The 19240-nt window shown below is 42.9% G+C and carries 17 protein-coding genes; 10 read left to right on the forward strand and 7 right to left on the reverse strand.

Annotation, left to right across the window (positions count from 1 at the left end; translation table 11 throughout):
* Positions 1-18 precede the first annotated feature (18 nt).
* The 7 genes from pyrH (at position 19) to CXM95_RS05905 (ending at position 10751) form a co-directional block, all read left to right on the forward strand.
* Positions 19-741, forward strand: coding sequence for a UMP kinase (pyrH, locus tag CXM95_RS05875; protein ID WP_005229433.1), 723 nt, complete (start codon positions 19-21; stop codon positions 739-741).
* A gap of 1 nt (position 742) precedes the next feature.
* On the forward strand, positions 743-1300 hold the full coding sequence (gene frr / locus CXM95_RS05880; RefSeq protein ID WP_005229434.1) for a ribosome recycling factor: 558 nt from the start codon (positions 743-745) through the stop codon (positions 1298-1300).
* 191 nt (positions 1301-1491) lie between these two features.
* Positions 1492-2292 carry an isoprenyl transferase gene (locus CXM95_RS05885; RefSeq protein WP_086299628.1) on the forward strand — a complete coding sequence of 267 codons (801 nt, stop codon included), beginning with the start codon at positions 1492-1494 and terminating at the stop codon, positions 2290-2292.
* Positions 2289-3095, forward strand: coding sequence for a phosphatidate cytidylyltransferase (locus tag CXM95_RS05890; protein ID WP_101698914.1), 807 nt, complete (start codon positions 2289-2291; stop codon positions 3093-3095). Before CXM95_RS05885 ends, CXM95_RS05890 begins: the two co-directional genes overlap by 4 nt.
* 150 nt (positions 3096-3245) lie before the next feature.
* The gene (gene rseP / locus CXM95_RS05895) at positions 3246-4514 is read left to right on the forward strand and encodes an RIP metalloprotease RseP (RefSeq protein ID WP_086299627.1); all 1269 of its coding nucleotides are present in this window, start codon (positions 3246-3248) and stop codon (positions 4512-4514) included.
* Between the two features lie 69 nt (positions 4515-4583).
* Positions 4584-6293 carry a proline--tRNA ligase gene (locus tag CXM95_RS05900; protein ID WP_008381112.1) on the forward strand — a complete coding sequence of 570 codons (1710 nt, stop codon included), beginning with the start codon at positions 4584-4586 and terminating at the stop codon, positions 6291-6293.
* 108 nt (positions 6294-6401) lie between these two features.
* Positions 6402-10751 carry a PolC-type DNA polymerase III gene (locus CXM95_RS05905; protein ID WP_005236975.1) on the forward strand — a complete coding sequence of 1450 codons (4350 nt, stop codon included), beginning with the start codon at positions 6402-6404 and terminating at the stop codon, positions 10749-10751.
* A gap of 285 nt (positions 10752-11036) precedes the next feature.
* On the opposite strand, the gene CXM95_RS05910 is transcribed toward CXM95_RS05905, so the two are convergent.
* From CXM95_RS05910 to CXM95_RS05920, 3 genes are all read right to left on the reverse strand, one after another.
* Positions 11037-11978, reverse strand: coding sequence for an AEC family transporter (locus CXM95_RS05910; RefSeq protein ID WP_086299626.1), 942 nt, complete (start codon positions 11976-11978; stop codon positions 11037-11039).
* 109 nt (positions 11979-12087) lie between these two features.
* The gene (yidC, locus tag CXM95_RS05915; RefSeq protein WP_086299625.1) at positions 12088-13014 is read right to left on the reverse strand and encodes a membrane protein insertase YidC; all 927 of its coding nucleotides are present in this window, start codon (positions 13012-13014) and stop codon (positions 12088-12090) included.
* Between the two features lie 124 nt (positions 13015-13138).
* Entirely contained in the window at positions 13139-13417 is a 279-nt protein-coding gene (locus CXM95_RS05920; protein ID WP_005236969.1) for an acylphosphatase, read from the reverse strand.
* A gap of 95 nt (positions 13418-13512) precedes the next feature.
* Between CXM95_RS05920 and CXM95_RS05925 the strand changes: the two genes are divergently transcribed.
* Together CXM95_RS05925 and CXM95_RS05930 are read left to right on the forward strand one after the other, a co-directional pair.
* Positions 13513-14274: a TrmH family RNA methyltransferase gene (locus CXM95_RS05925; protein WP_086299624.1), complete on the forward strand. Its 762-nt coding sequence runs from the start codon at positions 13513-13515 to the stop codon at positions 14272-14274.
* A gap of 124 nt (positions 14275-14398) precedes the next feature.
* Positions 14399-14908: an HD domain-containing protein gene (locus CXM95_RS05930; protein WP_005236965.1), complete on the forward strand. Its 510-nt coding sequence runs from the start codon at positions 14399-14401 to the stop codon at positions 14906-14908.
* 48 nt (positions 14909-14956) lie between these two features.
* Here the strand turns inward: CXM95_RS05930 and CXM95_RS05935 are convergent, their stop codons facing one another.
* The gene (locus CXM95_RS05935; RefSeq protein ID WP_086299623.1) at positions 14957-16156 is read right to left on the reverse strand and encodes a YdcF family protein; all 1200 of its coding nucleotides are present in this window, start codon (positions 16154-16156) and stop codon (positions 14957-14959) included.
* A gap of 124 nt (positions 16157-16280) precedes the next feature.
* Between CXM95_RS05935 and CXM95_RS05940 the strand changes: the two genes are divergently transcribed.
* The gene (locus CXM95_RS05940) at positions 16281-16793 is read left to right on the forward strand and encodes a GyrI-like domain-containing protein (RefSeq protein WP_008381124.1); all 513 of its coding nucleotides are present in this window, start codon (positions 16281-16283) and stop codon (positions 16791-16793) included.
* 57 nt (positions 16794-16850) lie between these two features.
* On the opposite strand, the gene CXM95_RS05945 is transcribed toward CXM95_RS05940, so the two are convergent.
* The 3 genes from CXM95_RS05945 to CXM95_RS05950 all read right to left on the reverse strand — a co-directional run bounded on the left by CXM95_RS05945 (position 16851) and on the right by CXM95_RS05950 (position 19150).
* Positions 16851-18185: a serine hydrolase gene (locus CXM95_RS05945; protein ID WP_016621251.1), complete on the reverse strand. Its 1335-nt coding sequence runs from the start codon at positions 18183-18185 to the stop codon at positions 16851-16853.
* 241 nt (positions 18186-18426) lie between these two features.
* Positions 18427-18591, reverse strand: a complete 165-nt coding sequence (locus tag CXM95_RS18825) for a hypothetical protein (protein WP_008381128.1) — start codon at positions 18589-18591, stop codon at positions 18427-18429.
* A gap of 214 nt (positions 18592-18805) precedes the next feature.
* Positions 18806-19150, reverse strand: coding sequence for a DUF4828 domain-containing protein (locus CXM95_RS05950; RefSeq protein ID WP_008381130.1), 345 nt, complete (start codon positions 19148-19150; stop codon positions 18806-18808).
* Between the last annotated feature and the right edge of the window lie 90 nt (positions 19151-19240).

Raw genomic sequence — 19240 nt, forward strand, 5'->3', positions numbered from 1 at the left:
ATGTACGGAGGAATCATGATGGGCAAACCAAAATATCAACGTGTTGTATTAAAATTAAGTGGTGAAGCATTAGCGGGTGACGAAGGCTTTGGGATCAAACCACCGACCATCCAGGAGATCGTTAAAGAGATCAAGGAAGTCCACGAATTAGGTGTACAGATGGCGATCGTAGTCGGCGGCGGAAACATTTGGCGTGGACAAATCGGTGCGCAAATGGGGATGGAAAGAGCCCAAGCTGATTACATGGGCATGCTAGCGACTGTGATGAATGCTTTAGCATTACAAGATACACTAGAAAACGCTGGTGTACCAACGCGTGTCCAAACTTCAATCGAGATGCGTCAAATCGCTGAGCCTTATATTCGTCGTAGAGCAGAACGCCATTTAGAAAAAGGACGGGTCGTCATTTTTGCTGGCGGAACCGGGAATCCTTATTTCTCAACTGATACGACCGCAGCCTTACGGGCAGCTGAAATCAACGCCGATGTCATTTTGATGGCAAAAAACAATGTTGATGGCGTCTACTCAGCAGATCCTAAAACGGATCAAAGTGCTGTGAAATTTGAAGAATTGACTCATTTAGAAGTCATTTCCAAAGGATTGCAAGTAATGGATTCAACCGCAAGTTCATTAAGTATGGACAACGATATTCCATTAGTCGTATTCAACTTGAATGAGCATGGAAACATTCGCCGCGCCATTTTAGGTGAACATATTGGAACGACAGTAAGGGGGAAATAACATGGCTGACAAAATTTTAACAGAAGCAAAAGACAAAATGAAAAAAGCAGCAGAAAACTTGCAGCGGGAACTAGGACAAATCCGTGCTGGCCGCGCGAACGCGAGCATCTTAGACCGCGTAATGGTTACTTACTATGGTGTACCAACACCCTTGAACCAAATGGCTTCAATTACGATTCCAGAAGCAAGAATTTTGATGATCACACCTTTTGACAAAACAATGATCCAAGAAGTTGAAAAAGCCATCATGCAAAGTGATATTGGTATCACGCCTGCCAATGACGGAACAGTGATTCGTTTGGTGATTCCTCAATTAACGGAAGAACGCCGTAAAGAATTAGCAAAAGACGTGAAAAAAGAAGCTGAAAATGCGAAAATCGCCGTCCGTAACATTCGTCGGGATGCCATGGAAGCTTACAAGAAACAAGAAAAAGCTGGCGACATCACAGAAGATGATTTGCGGGAATCTGAAAAAGAAGTGCAGACTGCTACAGATAACAGCATCAAAGAAATCGATGCCATCGCAGCTGAAAAAGAACAAGAATTACTTGAAGTTTAAAAGGAATGACGAAGAGTCGCTTCAGCGGCTCTTTTTTTATGGGCGAAACTATCTCATGTACTTGAATATGACAGCTGTTTTTTTGTTTTTTCTTAATATGGAAATCTTTTCTTGGTTTTCATAGGCAAGAAATCTGATTATTGTTATAATGTAAAAGATGAATTTCAAGAATTGGAAGAGGAGCGAATACGATGCTGCGTTTTTTTCCACAAAAAGACAAATATATCAAAGAAGCGGCTGAACATGAATTTGATCCATCACTGCCGATTCCCCAACACATCGCGATCATTATGGATGGTAACGGCAGATGGGCGCAAAATCGGCGCTTGCCAAGAGTAGCTGGCCACAAAGAAGGCATGGAGACGGTAAAGAAAATCACGAAACACGCTTCACACTTAGGTGTGAAGGTATTGACGCTTTATGCATTTTCGACAGAGAATTGGAAACGGCCGAACGAGGAAGTAGACTTTTTGATGCAACTACCAGTCGACTTTTTCGACACCTTTGTTCCTGAGCTAATCAAAGAAAATGTTCAAGTCAAAGTGATGGGGTTCACGGATTCTTTACCCCTACACACGCAAGAAGCGGTCAAGCGAGCGATCGACCAAACCAAAGACAATACGGGAATGATCTTGAATTTTGCTTTGAATTATGGCAGCCGCGCAGAAATTTTGACAGCTGTCCAAGCGCTTTATGAAGAACTCTCGGCTTCCGGCGAAGTCCTACCAGAGCTCACGGAAGACATGCTGGGGACGCATTTGATGACTGGTTTTTTACCAAGCCCTTTGCGGGATCCTGAATTGGTGATTCGAACGAGTGGTGAGGAACGTGTCAGTAATTTCTTGTTATGGCAGATTGCATACAGCGAGTTATTCTTTACGAAGGCGCTCTGGCCTGATTTCGATGCTGCGTTATTAGAGGACGCAATTGGGAGCTTTCAACAACGAAACCGGCGTTTTGGCGGTTTGAAAACAGAGGAGGAAGAAGAGTGAGACAACGTGTAATCACTGCGGTCGTCGCATTAGCCTTTTTCCTGCCAATTATTTATGTTGACGGTATTGCCGTCGAATTGCTGGCAGCAGCAATGGCAGGAATTGGTGTTTATGAATTATTTCGGATGAAAGGACTAGCTATTTTCAGTTTTGAAGGAATTCTTTCAATCCTCGGGGCGGTGATCTTAGTTTTGCCTCAAGAACGCTGGTTTTTCTTTTTGCCAGAGGGGACAGATAAAAGTGCCTTGTACTATCTGATCGTTCTTTTGTTACTAGGGATCGCGGTTATTTCGAAAAATACGTATACCATCGATGAAGCTGGGTTTCCGGTGATCGTTAGCTTATATACCGGTGTCGGGTTTGAACGTTTCTTGACGGCACGGTCAGCAACGGATGGATTAGTTGTTTTAGTTTTCGGGCTGTTTATCGTGTGGGCAACGGATATTGGGGCTTACATGGTGGGACGGCGTTACGGCCAACGAAAATTATGGCCGGAGATTTCTCCTAATAAAACCATCGAAGGGGCCCTAGGCGGGATTGCTGCTGCGGTGGTCGTAGCTGGTTTGTATCTATTAGCATTTCCTGGGAAAGATTATTTTGGACACGGTAGTGCCATCATGATTTTATTGACGGTCCTCTTTTCGATCGCTGGGCAATTTGGTGATTTAGTGGAATCCGCGATCAAACGTCACTATGGCGTGAAGGATTCAGGGAATATCCTGCCAGGTCACGGAGGAATCTTAGATCGCTTCGACAGCATGTTGTTTGTGTTTCCAATCATGTATTTATTCGGTGTCTTTTAGAAAATTTTTAAGAAGTGCAGGCTTGGCTTGCGCTTCTTTTTTTAAATTCTTGTTACAACGGGAATGTGAGTTCCTCAACGGGAACCGGTGTGATAAAATAAGGAAAGGCTGCCCTGAATGAGAGGGATGCTGTGAAAGAGAGGAACGAGCATGAAAACGATACTTGTATTTATCATTATCTTTTCCGTGGTGGTAGTGATTCACGAATTTGGACACTACTTCTTTGCAAAACGGGCAGGTATTTTAGTAAGAGAGTTTGCCATCGGTATGGGGCCTAAATTGTTCGCGCATCAAGCGAAAGATGGGACGACCTACACGATTCGGATGCTGCCATTAGGCGGGTATGTCCAAATGGCAGGCTGGGGCGAAGATGAGACCGAATTAACGCCTGGCATGCCAGTCTCCTTGGTTCAAGATGCAACTGGCAAAGTCACCAAAATCAATACAAGCAAAAAGATCCAATTGCCGCAAGCGATCCCCATGGAAGTGACCGACTTTGACTTGGAGGAGAAGTTGACGATCACTGGCTTCATCAACGGCAATGAACAAGAAGCGGTTACGTACGCTGTGGATCATGACGCAACGATCATTCATGAAGATGGCGTTGAAGTTCGGATCGCACCAAAAGACGTTCAATTCCAGTCTGCAAAGCTGTGGCAACGAATGCTGACGAATTTTGCAGGACCGATGAATAACTTTATTTTATCCTTGGTTTTATTCACTGGGTTGGTGTTTGCGCAAGGTGGTGTCGCGAATCAAGATGCAACCGTCGTGACAGGAATCGAAGCAGGAACCCCGGCAGCTGAAGCCGGGCTGCAAAATGGCGACGAAATCCTAGCAGTTGAAGGCGTCGATGTTTCCAACTGGTCAGAATTGACGACAGAGATCCAAAAGTACCCAGCTACTAAGATTACTCTAGAAGTCAAACGAGGAGCGGAAACACTTGATTTAACAGCAACTCCTGCGAGTCAAGAATCAGGGGAGACCACGATCGGTTTCTTAGGGATCACGGCTTCGTTAAAAACTGGGATCGGAGACATCTTACTGGGTGGCTTACAAACGACCATTGACAATTCGCTGGTTATTTTTAGAGCAGTCGGCAACTTGATCGCCCAACCAGATATCAATAAATTGGGCGGACCGGTAGCGATTTTCCAACTGTCTTCTCAAGCCGCATCGCAAGGTGTCACAACGGTGATCGCCATGATGGCGATGATTTCCATCAATTTGGGGATCTTTAATTTATTGCCGATTCCTGGATTAGATGGTGGGAAACTGGTTTTAAATATTTTAGAAGGTGTGCGAGGCAAGCCAATCAGTCAAGAAAAAGAAGGCATCATTACCCTGATTGGGTTTGGGTTTTTGATGCTGCTGATGGTTCTCGTTACCTGGAATGATATCCAACGTTTCTTCTTTTAAAAATAAGACGCACAAGCAAATCAATTGTTGATCGGGTGAACATGATTTTTTGTAGCAAAGGAGAAAAAAATGAAACAGTCAAAATGTTTGATTCCGACATTGAGGGAAACCCCCAGCGATGCGGAGACGTTAAGTCATCAACTGTTAGTTAGGGCAGGGTATATTCGACAAGTGGCGGCAGGCATCTATGTCTACTTGCCATTAGCTCAAAGGGTGTTAGAAAAGATCAAACGGGTCATTCGTGAGGAGCTGGCAGAAATCGATGCTGTGGAGATGGCGATGCCTTCTTTGCTTCCGTATGAACCATGGAAGGAGTCTGGACGGGCCTCATTGTATGGTGAGTCTTTGTATCGGTTGACAGATCGAAACGAACGAGAGATCGTTTTAGGGCCCACTCACGAAGAGCCGTTCACGACATTGATCAAAAACGAGATCACGTCTTATAAGCGGCTGCCTTTGAGCTTATATCAGATCCAAACGAAATATCGGGACGAACAGCGGCCGCGTTTTGGATTGATTCGCAGCCGTGAATTTATCATGCAAGATGGCTATTCTTTTCACGCCGATGAAGCCAGCTTAGATCAAACCTATAATCGCTACGAAATGGCTTACCATGCCATATTGAAACGCTGTGGGATCGAGTATCGGGCAGTGGTCGGGGATAATGGCTTGATGGGTGGCCGAGATTCAAAAGAGTTTTTGGCATTGTCTGGAATCGGCGAAGAGCTGATCTGTTATTCGACTGAAAGCGACTATGTCGCCAATTGGAAACTAGCAACTAGTCAGTATATCGCTAAAAAATCTCATGAGACCTACTTAGAGTTACAAAAAGTCGTTCATAAAGAATCATTATCGTTAGAGGAACTGGCGAAAACACACGATACGGATTTGCAAAAAATCGTTCAAGTATTTTTGCTGCTCGTTGACGAGCAAGTCATTATGGTATTGCTTCGAGGTGATCACAGTCTCAATGAAACAAAAATCAAGCATTTTTTAGCGGCTGATCAAGTGAAGGTCCTGACTGCTGAAGAAGCCGAGTCCTATCTGACCAGTGACACACAACTTCGCAGCCCCATTGAGCTTGCTGATTCGATCCAATTGTATGCGGATCAGCATGTCCAAGATATGGCGAATCTGATCGTCCCAGCGGCAGAAAAACAGAGCTATTTTCTCAATGCAAATGTAGGCCGTGATTTTCAACCACTAGCCTTTGCCGATTTTCGCTTGGTTCAAGAAGGCGATCCTTCCCCAGATGGAAAAGGAACCTTAACCTTTACGCGAGGAATCGAAGTTGGGCATATCTTCAAGTTAGGAACCAAGTACAGCGAGGCCCAAGAAGCGACGGTTGTCGATGAAAATGGCGATGAACAACCAATCATCATGGGCTGTTATGGTCTGGGCGTTTCTCGGCTGCTTTCAACAATCGTCGAACAATACGGCAATGAGTTTGGGATCGATTGGCCCCAAGAAATTGCCCCATTTGATGTGCATATCATCCAAACGTCGATTGAAGATAGCTATCAAAATGCCTTAAGTGAAGAAGTAGAAGAAATGATGAACCAAGTCGGCTATCAAGTATTGGTGGATGACCGCAATGAACGTGCAGGGGTCAAATTTGCAGATGCCGATTTGATTGGTTGTCCGATTCGCTTGACCATCGGTAAAAAAGCCGTAGAAGGCATCGTGGAGATCAAAATCAAGCATACTGGCGCAACCGTTGAAGTGAGGAAAGAAGAAGTCGCTTCGACCTTGACGATTTTATTAGCCAACCAAGAATAAATCGGAACAAATGGTAGATCGAGAGAGGAAATCCTTTCTCGATTTTTTAATGAAAGTGAAGACAAAAAGAGGTATACTAGTGAGTACTGAGAAAAGGAGGATCTTCAATTGTCAAAAGAAAGAGAGACCTTTGAGATATTATTAGACCAAATTGCAGCTGCCCCAAATCTTCGGCAGCATCCATTGATGCAAACTGCCCAAATCAGACAAGTAACCGTGCATCGACAATCAAAAGCGTGGACGTTTTATTTCCAATTTGAACGTTTATTACCGGTGATGGTGTATCAATCCTTTAAACAACACATTGAACTAGCGTTTAAAGAGATCGCGGAAGTTCGCATTGTCATTGAAGCTCAAGATGGTTCCTTTGATGAGCAGTTCATTCAAGAATACTGGCCATTAGCGTTAGCCAATCAAAATTGTGATCGGCCGTTAGTTCATCAAGTGATTAAAAATCAAATGCCTATGATTCAAGAGAACAAAGTGATTTTACCCGTCAACAATGATGCGGTCATCACGATTTTGCAGCAACAGTACTTACCGATCATTGAGGAAAATTATGGGACTTTCGGGTTTCAAAAATTTCGGATCTTGCCGCAGCTAGACAAAGAACAGGCTGAGGCAGCCTTGAAAGAACTTGAAGCACGAAAAGAAGAACAAACGGCAGCCTTCCAATTGCAAGCCGCTGAGAACTTAATGGCCCACGAGCAACGCAAAAAAGAAGTCAAAACAGTCGAATTTGACGGACCAATTGCCTTGGGACGTAATATTCCTGCCGATGAACCTGTGACACCGATGATCAATATCATTGAGGAAGAACGCAGAGTTACGATCCAAGGGTATGTCTTTGATAAAGAAGTTCGAGAATTGCGTTCAAAACGGAAGATTTTGATTTTGAAAATCACCGACTATACGTCGTCGTTTAGTGTGAAAAAATTCTCCAATAATGAAAAAGATGAACAAGTCTTTGATGCCATTGCTAAAGGTAGTTGGGTCAAAGTGCGTGGTAGTGTTCAAGAAGATACTTTTATGCGAGATCTCGTTATGAATGCACAAGATTTGCTGGAAGTCAAACACGAGGCCCGCAAAGATTATGCACCTGAAGGCGAAAAACGGGTCGAACTTCACCTGCATTCAAATATGAGTACGATGGATGCAACCAACAATGTGGCAGACTTTGTCGCTCAAGCTGGCAAGTGGGGCCATAAGGCGATTGCGATCACCGATCATGGTGGCGCACAAGGGTTTCCTGATGCCCATCACGCCGGAGAAAAAGCCGGGGTAAAAATTCTTTACGGTGTGGAAGCCAATATCGTGGATGACGGGGTAGCGGTTGCCTATAATCCGAAGCCTGTCCCACTGACTGATGCCACTTATATCGTGTTTGACGTGGAGACCACCGGATTGTCTGCAGTGTACGACACCATCATTGAATTGGCCGCTGTGCGGATGCATAAAGGCAACGTGGAAGGCTCCTTTGATGAATTCATCGATCCTGGCCATCCTTTATCACGAACGACCGTAGAATTGACGGGGATCACCGATGAAATGGTTCGGGGGTCAAAATCGGAAGAAGAAGTCTTACGTTTGTTCCGTGAGTTTTCTGAAGGAGCCATTCTAGTTGCCCACAATGCGTCATTTGATATGGGCTTCTTAAATACAAGTTATCGAAAATACGGTATTCCAGAAGCAGAAAATCCCGTCATTGATACATTGGAACTCGCTCGTTATTTGTATCCAGAGTTTAAGCGATTCGGTTTAGGTGTCCTTTCCAAAAAATTCGGCGTTAGTTTGGAGCAACATCACCGAGCGATCTACGATGCCGAGGCAACCGGTCATTTAGCGTGGATCTTTGTCAAAGAAGCGATGGAAAAACATGACATGCTGCTGCACGAAGATTTGAACCGACACGTTGGGGGCGAGAACTCCTATAAAGCAGCTCGGCCTTTCCATGCCACGATCTTAGCCCGAACACAGGCGGGATTGAAGAATTTATTCAAGCTGATCTCGATGTCGAATGTGAAGTACTTCCATGATAAAGTCCCGCGGATCCCGCGCTCAGAATTGGTGAAATTGCGGGAAGGATTGTTAGTCGGAACCGCTTGTGATAAAGGGGAAGTCTTTGTCGCAATGATGCAAAAAGGGGTTGATGCAGCGCGGGAACTTGCTAAGTTTTATGACTATATCGAAGTCATGCCCAAAGCAGTTTATGCCCATCTCCTAGAAACGGAGCTCGTGAAAAGCGAAAAAGACCTAGAAGACATTATTCGGAATTTGATCCAAATGGGTGAAGAGTTAGGAAAAATCGTTGTTGCTACTGGGAATGCCCACTACCTGAACGAAGAAGATGCCATTTATCGTAAGGTCTTGATCAATTCGATGGGGGGCGCCAATCCCTTGAATCGACATAGTTTACCGGATGTACACTTCCGAACAACCGATGAGATGCTGACCGCTTTTCAGTTTTTAGGTCCGGAAGTAGCGAAAGAAATTGTGGTGACGAACCCAAATAAAATCGCTGATCTCTGTGAAAAAGTCATTCCGGTAAAAGATGATCTGTATACACCAAAGATTCCCGGATCTGAACAAGAGATCACCGACTTGAGTTACAACCGTGCCAAAGAGCTATACGGTGATCCATTACCAGAAATTGTGGAAAAACGTTTGAAAAAAGAGCTTGATTCGATCATTGGGAATGGGTTTTCCGTGATCTATTTGATCTCACAAAAACTGGTTCATAAAAGCAATCAAGACGGCTACTTAGTAGGGTCACGGGGATCAGTCGGTTCTAGTTTCGTAGCAACGATGACTGGGATCACTGAGGTCAATCCATTAGCCCCTCATTATTATTGTCCCGATTGCCAGTATTCTGAGTTTTACGAAGACGGCTCGTATGGTTCTGGTTATGATATGCCAGAGAAAAAATGTCCAAAATGCGGCACACGTCTGAACAAAGATGGCCATGATATTCCTTTTGAAACCTTCCTTGGTTTCCATGGCGATAAAGTCCCCGATATCGATTTGAACTTCTCTGGGGAATATCAGCCAGAGGCCCATAACTATACGAAAGTGCTCTTCGGCGAAGAATATGTCTATCGTGCCGGAACGATCGGTACAGTAGCCGATAAAACAGCCTTCGGTTTCGTAAAAGGCTTTGAGCGCGATCATAATCTCCATTATCGAGCAGCTGAAGTCGATCGATTGGCTAAGGGTGCAACTGGCGTCAAACGGACAACTGGTCAGCATCCGGGGGGAATCATCGTTATTCCAGACTATATGGATGTCTATGATTTCACGCCGATTCAATACCCAGCAGATGATCAAAATTCAGAATGGAAAACGACCCACTTTGATTTCCATTCCATTCATGACAATATTTTAAAACTGGATATCCTGGGACACGATGACCCAACGGTGATTCGGATGCTGCAGGATTTATCAGGAATCGATCCTAAAACGATCCCCACGGATGATCCGGAAGTGATGCGTATTTTTGGTGGTACGGACGTGCTAGGTGTGACTGAAGAGCAGATCTACTCAAAAACAGGTACATTAGGCATCCCAGAATTTGGGACCCGATTTGTGCGGGGGATGTTGGATCAAACCCATCCATCGACGTTTGCAGAGCTCTTGCAGATCTCTGGTCTTTCCCATGGTACCGATGTATGGTTGGGCAATGCCGAAGAACTGATTCGTCGCGGAGATGCCAGTCTAGCAGAAGTAATCGGCTGTCGGGATGATATCATGGTGTACTTGATCCATGCTGGCCTAGATGACGGGATGGCCTTTAAAATCATGGAGACGGTTCGTAAAGGGCAATGGAACAAGATCCCTGACGACTTGCGGGACACTTACTTGCAAGCGATGCGGGAGAACAATGTCCCTGAATGGTATATCGATTCTTGTTCGAAGATCAAGTACATGTTCCCGAAAGCCCATGCAGCGGCGTATGTTTTGATGGCGTTGCGGGTGGCTTACTTTAAAGTGTACTTCCCAATTCTCTATTACTGTGCTTATTTCTCTGTCCGGGCGGATGATTTTGATTTGATTGCCATGTCAAAAGGAAAAGACGCCGTAAAAGAACGGATGCAAGAAATCACTGACAAAGGATTGGATGCGTCAACGAAAGAAAAGAATCTGTTAACCGTTCTGGAGTTAGCCAATGAAATGTTAGAGCGCGGTTATGAATTTGGGATGATCGATCTGTATAAATCGGATGCGGAAAACTTCGTGATCGACGGAAAAAAATTGATCGCACCATTTCGAGCAGTGCCGAGTTTGGGACTAAACGTAGCGAAACAAATCGTGGAAGCACGGAAAAATGGTCCTTTCTTATCGAAAGAAGATCTCGCCAATCGCGGGAAAGTTTCTAAGACTTTGATTGAATACATGACGGATAACGGTGTTCTAAAAGATTTACCTGATGAAAATCAGTTGTCTTTGTTTGATATGTTGTAAACCACCGGCTGTTCACTTAAGATAAAAAATAAGCACATCATCATAATGGCTAGTATAGCTAGTTTCTGCATGATGTGCTTTTTTGTCTTGTTTGTGAAATCGATCTAAGCAGCCACAATCTGACGAAAATCAGTAAGATCGTGGTCTATTGTGGGAAATCATAGGGGCCAGCCTTGGTAGCGAATCAATCGAACCTTTACCATACAAAGAGGAGAAAAATACTCGTTACCGAAAGAAGCGAATGCCTTTGGTAACGAGTATTTTTCGACAAAGTTCGTTAAATAGCTAAAAAAAGAAAAAAAGCAAAACAGGCAAATACACCATGTACAGTAAGACGGAATAGCCTAGACATGAAGTTGCAAATTCTTCATCCCCTTGGTAGTTTCGTACAAGGATCGGGACAGAGTTTTGGACGGGCATAGAGGCTTGAATAATAAACACAGAAAGCATCAATTCAGGAACAGGGATGATTCTGCTTAACAGCCACACAACGAGGGGCGAAAGAACGAAACGACCAAACAAGACACCGACAATGTCTTTCGTCATTCGCAAATTTTTGAGTCCCCCAAAGTAGACGATGATTCCGATAATAAACATTGATAAGGGTGTCGTCAAATCTGCTAGATAGCTTCCAAGGCCATCAACAAATGAGGGCAGTGGTAAGGTGAATAGCATCCAGATCAAACCGATGATGAAACCAATCAAGGCTGGTGAAAAAATCTTTTTTAGCATGACCAATGGATGAAAGGAAATCCGGGCTTCACCAAAATCAGGATTGTCTTTTGCTAAATCAAAAATACCGATGGTCCAAAATAATGTCGTATTTACAATATAGTACAACAACACATAAGGAACGGCTTTTTCACCAAAAATAGCTAAATTGATCGGTAAGCCGATGAAGATCGTATTGGAAAAGGTAAACATGGCGGAAAATGCGCCTTGGTGTTTGGCTTCAACTTGCGCGAAACGTCGCCATAAATAACCAGCGAAGTAAGTGATCATCATGGAAAGTAATGGGATGATCATCCCCGAAACCAATGAAAGAAATTCATCTTTCGTAAAATTTTTAATAATCGTTAAAAACATATTGGCTGGTAATGAGACATTTAATACCAATTTTGAAAACGTATCGGCGGTTCGATTAGAAAACCATTGTTTGTAAGACAACCAATAACCGATAAACATGAGACTGAAAATGACAAAAATATTGATATATGCTTGAAACATGTGCTCACCTCTCATTTACTATAGCGAAAGGCAGAAGAAGAAGCAACTGATTCCCATTTGAAAACAACAAAAAACCAAACCACTCATTGAGCGATTTGGTCAAGAATTACTAACGTTGCTGCTTGCCTGCGTTACGACCTTTTCCACTAGGCTTTGTCGTGTTCAACGCTTTTTTGACAGCTTCTGTTTTTTCAGGAGTTACATCTTTGCGAGGCGTAACCACCGTTTTTGGCGGATTGGCTTTCATTTCTGCTTCGACTTGGGCACGAATTTTTGGTTTCATGATGACATTCGTGATAAATGTTTGGATACAACTGAAGACCCCACCGACTACCCAATAAAGTGTCACACCAGCTGGTGCACTCATTGACATGAAAACGATCATCAATGGAGAAACGATCAACATGGTTTTCATCGTTTTTTTCTGTTCTTCTGGAATCCCAATGGTTGAGATGTATCCTTGTGCCAGGTAGGAAATACCAGCAATCGCCACAAAGAGGATGCTTGGGTCACCTAATGATACGCCAAAGAACTCAGAGTTTTGGATTCCTTGTGTGTAACGGGCGGTGAAGTAGAGGGCAGAGAAGATCGGCATCTGAATCAGTAAAGGCAAGCAACCGATACCGCCAAACATACTGACGTTGTTTTCAGAATAGATTTTTTGCATCTCCGCTTGCGCTTGCATTTGTTCTTCCCGAGTGGTTGCTTTCTTCAAATTGGCTTGCGCAATATCCACTTGAGGTTTCAGAAACTGCATTTTTTCACTTTGAATCATCGTTTTTCGAGACTGATGGATCCCTAATGGTAAGATAATGACGCGGACAACGATCGTTACGGCGATGATCGCCCAGCCGTAAGACCAGTTGAAGTTTTCAACGAGCATCGTGATCATATCACCTAAAGGTTTCACCAAAAAGCGATAAATCATTCCTGTTTCTTTCGGCGTACCATCAGCATTGGTACTGACACAGCCTGATAATGCTAATAACAGGCCAAATAATCCTGATGAAAGCAGCCATTTATTCATTTTAGACATTCTATTCTTCCTCTTCACAATAAATTTAGACAAAAATAACTATACTAAAAAAGACCGACTATTTCAATGTACAAAGAGAAATTCATTGAAAAATCAATCTTTCGACTTAGAAAACATTCAATTATCAATAATAGACTACATCAAAGCTAGTACGTTCTTTAATGGTATCGTCTGGTTGGATGTCGATTTGGTTCACTTTTCCAGCGGGAGAAGGAGAATCTTTCACTCCGGCAACAAAGGCATCGATGATTTTTTCATCTCCCATCGCTTCAATCGAAACAGAACCATCTGCCTCATTTTTTACAGATCCTGTGACCCCTAATTGATCGGCAAGCATTTTCGTGGTATAACGAAAGCCGACACCTTGGACACGCCCTTGAACATGGATTCGTAGTTTCTTCATGGACAATCCCTCCTCTGCTTATAATGATAGCGTTTTTTCAGTAAAAGAACAAGTTAGATCGATTGACTCATGCTATAATAAATCGAGGTGACCACATGAAAGAAATTCAATCGAAAAAAAATACCTTTATCAAGGAAATCAAAAAACTAACACAAAAAAAACACCGTACACAGACCAATACGTATTTGATCGATGGCTGGCATTTAGTGCAAGAAGCGCTGCAGGCCAAAGTACCTATCAAAGCGTTGTTGGTGACACCGCGAGGGTTAAGCGAAGCCAACGGGCAGCTCGATGATTATCAGGAAGAAAGCTATTTGATCACAGAGGAGATCGCAGCGATGCTTTCTGATTTACCAACACCACAAGGAATTTTTGCCGTGGTGGAAAAGCAAGAGCAAAACTTACAGACACTGACGGGTAATTGGTTGATTTTAGATAATGTGCAAGATCCCGGGAACGTTGGTACCATGATTCGAACAGCGGATGCTGTTGGATTTAGCGGGGTGTTTCTCGGCGAAGGAACAGCAGATCTTTACAGCACAAAAGTCTTGCGCAGCATGCAAGGAAGCAACTATCATTTACCGATTTTAGAAGGAGCGATCCCGCCATTTCTAAAGCAGCTACGCTCAGCTGGCGTGACGATTTATGGCACCGAATTAAATAAAGAAGCCGTTCCTTATACCGAGCTTCCTAAAGAACAAACAGCTGCCTTCATTTTAGGTAACGAGGGACAAGGGGTTCACCCAGAACTGTTGGCTTTGACTGACAAAAATGTGTATATTCCCATCTATGGTCAGGCGGAATCATTGAACGTCGCCATTGCAGCCGGAATTTTGATGTATTTTTCTGTCAGTTAGATTTTTAAGGAACTGTTAAACTATTTGAATCTATTGCACCTCACCTAGAATCTTCGATGAATAGGTGCTATACTTTGTCTTGTAACAATCAAGCAGATCAAAAAAAGGTGGCAGACAAAAATTTATGACAGAAAAATGGCAAGAAGATAGCGAATATATGTCTTACGTGGCTGACCTGTTAGAAACAGAAGCTGTAAAAAAATTAGCCAACTTTGTGCAGCATATGAACTCCACACGTTTGGAACATTCGATCAGCGTCTCTTATTATAGTTACAAATTGGCCAAGAAATGGGGCGGCGATGCTCGTGCAACAGCTCGTGCAGGACTCCTTCATGATTTATTCTACTATGACTGGCGTACCACAAAGTTTGATGAAGGTACCCATGCGTATATGCATCCACGAATTGCAGTAAAAAATGCTGAAAAAATCACTGAACTAAGTGATCTAGAAAAAGATATCATCTTGAAACATATGTGGGGAGCAACGATTGCGCCGCCACGTTATAAAGAAAGCTATATTGTCACAATGGTTGACAAATATTGTGCGATCAAAGAAGCATCAGAACCACTTACAGAAAGTATGAAAGAAAAATGGCAACAACGTTTCTGGAAGAAACATCGTACGATTCAATAAGAAAAAAGTTCTTCGAACCAGCCGGTTCAAAGAACTTTTTTTGTTTGCTTAGCCAAAAATAAGTTGGAGGATCGCTGCGCCTACATAAAGGATCAGTAAGGTGATCAATACCATTAAGTGTCGTCTTTTGTGCATAAAAAGGATCGCTACGAATTCTCGTAAGAAGGCATTTGGTAAATAGTAAAAGGCGGTGGGTGCTCCGATACCATCCGCTTTAAGTTGTGCTTGATCTGCATAGAGACCGGCACGAAAAATATGGTAATTGTTGGAGGAAAAAATAACTTTGTAGCCATTTGGCTTTAAGGAATCCATGATTTCTTTCGAAAACTTCATGTTTTCATAAGTAGTCGTGGAATTTGTTTCTACTAAAATCTCTCCTTCGGGCACTCCTTGCGCAACTGCATATTCTTTCATCGCGACAGCTTCTGGCAGCTTTTCATCGCTTCCTTGGCCGCCTGACATCAGTAACCGAGGAGCGGTTTTTTTCGCTTTAAATTGCGCTTCGTAGAACGAGATTGCTTTATTGATACGCTTGGCCAATAAAGGGGAGACCGTGGTGCCATTCAAAAGACCTGCTCCTAAGACGATGATAAAATCTTGATTGTAACGAGGATGATTGAACTGATAAATGACTGAAATCGATAAAAAGTTCAAAAAGACCACAAATAGATACATCAGACTTAGGGGAACAACGCCGAATAAGGTTCGGATCCAATCCGGGAAAAAGTGCAAAAGGGTATCTGAAAATAATAAAACGGTCAAAACCACTGCTAAGATCAGGGTCAATAGATTGGCGATTGATCGCGACTCTCTTCGTAAAACAATAATGGAATTCCAGTAAAGAAAGACCACGAGAATGGCTAAGCCGAATAATAATACAGCAAAGAAGATCGCTAGCAAAACAGCCAATAGACCACCTACAAGAATATCTTGTGTTCGGTATAGATTAATGACTAGGTAGCCACCAAATGCTAAGACAAACAAATTAAAGAGCAAGCCATTTACGAGTCGGTGCTTGTTACGCCGATAAGAAAATAAAAAAAGGCCGGCGAAGGCAACTGGTATTAGAATAAAGAAACTGCCTGTCCGTAATTCTGAGACGGCTAAATAAATCAGCAGGGCTAAAATCGTCCAACAGCACTCAAAAAAGAAAATATCTGGCTCATCTTTATTCTTGCGCCACTTTTGAACGACGATCACACCCGTCAAATAGCTGATGGCAAAAATCAGCAATTGCGTAAAATCCATGTTTTTCACTCCTTTAACGATACACCTAGTATACCGAAAAATGACAAAAATTGCTTGTTGCTAAGGTCAAAGTTGCTGAATTTCTTGCAATTCGCTAAAATGAAGAAAAGAAGGAGGAAGGAACATGCAATTAGGTGAAGTGATTCGCGTTGAACGGCCCGCTTTTTATGTGATCGGAAAAGAAGGCAAGGGATTAGCGGAAGAAGGAGCTTCTTGGGTACCAGCGCTATGGGAACTTGCAACAAAGGATTTTGAAGAGATCGAATTTCTAGTGAGCGATCAAAAGGCAGAAGAACTGGAATTTTGGGGCTTAATGAGTGATGGCACCAATTGGTTAGAGCCTTGGCAAGAAACCGGCCGTTATTTGGCAGGCGTTCAAGTCCATACAGAAAATTTTCCTCCCGTCGGTTGGGTCCGTTGGGAAATGCCCGCAATGACCTATCTCGTTGTAAAAACGGATGAAAAAAACTTGACCATGATGACTGAAAAAATGTTGATGGAAGTTTTACCAGAAAATAACGTCCACTTGTCAGCAGCGATCCAAGAAAGATATCTTCCTCATTTTAAAGAAGGGGAAGTTGAATTGTTTTTCCCTGTTGAGCCTTTGGCAGCAGCAACGGTGGAAACGGTAGAATAAAAAAAATCTGTCCGAGAAGCAATCTTTGCTCAGGACAGATTTTTTCTTTGGTTTGGATTAAAAAAGATTCTCGAAAAAGGTAGACACACCGCGCCAAGCACGAACAAAGATGTTGGCTTTTTCTACCGTTTGTGTTGTGACCAATCCTGCAGTTTCGTCATGATCAGAAGCATCAATATAACCAAGCGTATCAGCTGGAATCGAAGCACTTACAGTACCGACTTCTGTGCCCTCAGTCAATGGCGCTTGCAGGGCAGAATCACGATAATGCTCATTAAAGTCAATGGTTGTTTCAAAGGCTGTTGCATCCATATCTCCACGTACCCATAAGGTCAAACCTTGATTTAAGGCAACGGGAACACTCAATTCTTTCCCATCTTTGACTGCCACCGTCTGTGTATCTTCTAACTGTGCATTTTCTGGTAGAATTTCTACTTGTTCCCAAGCATCGAAGGAGTAGTCCATCAACCGACCTGTTTCGATAAAACGTACGCTTGGATTTTCCGCATGACCATTGACGTTTAGCACGACGGTGATAATTCGTTGACCATCCTTGACGGCGGTTCCGACAAAGCAGGCGCCTGCCATATCTGTCGTACCAGTCTTAAGACCGTCAACACCATCTTTAGTATTCGTAAAACCTGGAAGCATCCAGTTCCAATTGACCATCTCGACAGGCGAATAGGAACCTTCGCCAAATTGTTTGGTGGAAAGACTTGTTACTTCTAAAACGTCTGGAAAGTCTTGCAGCAAATGGCGAGCAATCAGGGCGACATCTTTTGCGGATAGTTCGTTTTCGTCAGTGGAAGTTGACCCGGGATAGATATTGTCCCCTAAATAAGTATTGTTCAAGCCAGAAGCATTAACGATCTTTGCATCGGTAATGCCCCATGATTGCACTTTTTCTTGCATTTGATCAACAAAGGCACTTTCAGACCCAGCAATCAGCTCCGCGAGCGCTACGATTGCAGCATTTGCAGATTGGATATAACTGGCATCATACAAATCTTTTACTGTATAGGTAACGTCTTGATGCAAAGGGACATTCGATAAGTTTGGCGACACGCTGAGATTCGCGGCATAATCTGAAATAGGGACAGGATCATCCCAAGCGATGGTTCCTTGCTCTACTTGCTCAGCTACAAGGTAGAGACTGATGATCTTGGTGATGGAGGCGATGCCCATGGCGGTCTCACCATCTTGATCATACAACACTTTGCCTGTGTCAAAATCAATGGAGTAAGCGGCTTTTGCATCGACTGAAAAATCTTGGATCTCTTCGGCGCTCATAGCTGTATCATCAGCATACGAAACGACGGGTAAGCCGGCAGCAGCAAAGAGGATTGCCAAAGCAGCAACGATGGAATACCCGAACTTGGTTATTTTCTGCATATATGTAGTAGCTCCTTTAAAGTTGTATCTAAGCAAAAATTTTAACAAAGAGTATCCACCGTTGCAATACTCTAAGAGAAAACTTAGCATTTAATTGCGTAAGACCGATCCCTCAGTAGACAAACTGAGACGTTACGTGACTAAGGTTGTTTACTGTAAATAATAGCTAACAAAAAAACTTACCTTCCTATAAAATAGAAGGCAAGTTTTTGTGAATTGACATAGGATCAAACTGATTCACTTAGCGACGATTGGAATGGATTCTCGGGTTTTGGTTTTGGACTCTGACGGGAACTTTCACCGCCTTCGTTTCTTGTTGCATAGCCAATTTTGCTAAAAAGAATGTCCCAGCTAACAATGCAGCTAAAGCAAAGATGGAAAAGAGTGAAATAAAGGTCGTTAACATAAAAATCCCTTCTTTCTATTTAAAATAAATGTGGAAGGTAGGAATCGAACCTACACCTTAATCTATGAACGATCAAACATCACTCAACGGAACACCTTGTTCAACCACTTGTTAAGTTAATGATAGCATGGATTGCCAAGAAATGCTGATAAAAAGTCTGAGAATTGACCGAAGAAAATGTGAAGAAAACATGAACTTGGCTTTCTCAGCGATTTTAGATGATTTTTGTCAAAGAATAGTGGCAATCTTCTGCTTCATCATATAAAGTAATGACGGAGCCTTTTTGTTCAAGAACTAAATGATAGCCAAATGTGTCCAGTAAAACTAACCGCATCGGAGTCAATTCAACGATGGAAGCAGTCAAAGGCTTGCCTTCGATGGTCAATGAATAATCATTGGCTATTTCTATCGTGACATCTTCTTTTGTCTTGGAAGTAAAACGCCAATTACCAATGAAATTCTGGCGATTCTCATTTTTTTGTTTTTCTTTTCGCAACAGCAAGGAGCTGACCACGCCCGTTGCAAGAGATAAACCAATCAAAATAGACCTTTTCTTCATTTATACACGTCCTATCATTTACGATTCATCAAGTTGTGCCTTGTGGACAGGTGTCCACTTTTTCGCACTAGAAAATAATTGCCATAAGTA

The sequence above is a fragment of the Enterococcus sp. CR-Ec1 genome (assembly GCF_002850555.1).
Lineage (GTDB): Bacteria > Bacillota > Bacilli > Lactobacillales > Enterococcaceae > Enterococcus_D > Enterococcus_D entomosocium.

Bases quoted from the DNA above. Each gene is read 5' to 3' on its own strand.
- CXM95_RS05925 (WP_086299624.1), top strand. From the start codon at position 13,513: ATGAAAGAAATTCAATCGAAAAAAAATACCTTTATCAAGGAAATCAAA.
- CXM95_RS05945 (WP_016621251.1), bottom strand. From the start codon at position 18,185: ATGCAGAAAATAACCAAGTTCGGGTATTCCATCGTTGCTGCTTTGGCA.
- frr (WP_005229434.1), top strand. From the start codon at position 743: ATGGCTGACAAAATTTTAACAGAAGCAAAAGACAAAATGAAAAAAGCA.
- CXM95_RS05900 (WP_008381112.1), top strand. From the start codon at position 4,584: ATGAAACAGTCAAAATGTTTGATTCCGACATTGAGGGAAACCCCCAGC.
- CXM95_RS05940 (WP_008381124.1), top strand. From the start codon at position 16,281: ATGCAATTAGGTGAAGTGATTCGCGTTGAACGGCCCGCTTTTTATGTG.
- CXM95_RS18825 (WP_008381128.1), bottom strand. From the start codon at position 18,591: ATGTTAACGACCTTTATTTCACTCTTTTCCATCTTTGCTTTAGCTGCA.
- CXM95_RS05950 (WP_008381130.1), bottom strand. From the start codon at position 19,150: ATGAAGAAAAGGTCTATTTTGATTGGTTTATCTCTTGCAACGGGCGTG.
- CXM95_RS05935 (WP_086299623.1), bottom strand. From the start codon at position 16,156: ATGGATTTTACGCAATTGCTGATTTTTGCCATCAGCTATTTGACGGGT.
- CXM95_RS05930 (WP_005236965.1), top strand. From the start codon at position 14,399: ATGACAGAAAAATGGCAAGAAGATAGCGAATATATGTCTTACGTGGCT.
- rseP (WP_086299627.1), top strand. From the start codon at position 3,246: ATGAAAACGATACTTGTATTTATCATTATCTTTTCCGTGGTGGTAGTG.
- CXM95_RS05910 (WP_086299626.1), bottom strand. From the start codon at position 11,978: ATGTTTCAAGCATATATCAATATTTTTGTCATTTTCAGTCTCATGTTT.
- CXM95_RS05885 (WP_086299628.1), top strand. From the start codon at position 1,492: ATGCTGCGTTTTTTTCCACAAAAAGACAAATATATCAAAGAAGCGGCT.
- yidC (WP_086299625.1), bottom strand. From the start codon at position 13,014: ATGTCTAAAATGAATAAATGGCTGCTTTCATCAGGATTATTTGGCCTG.
- pyrH (WP_005229433.1), top strand. From the start codon at position 19: ATGGGCAAACCAAAATATCAACGTGTTGTATTAAAATTAAGTGGTGAA.
- CXM95_RS05920 (WP_005236969.1), bottom strand. From the start codon at position 13,417: ATGAAGAAACTACGAATCCATGTTCAAGGGCGTGTCCAAGGTGTCGGC.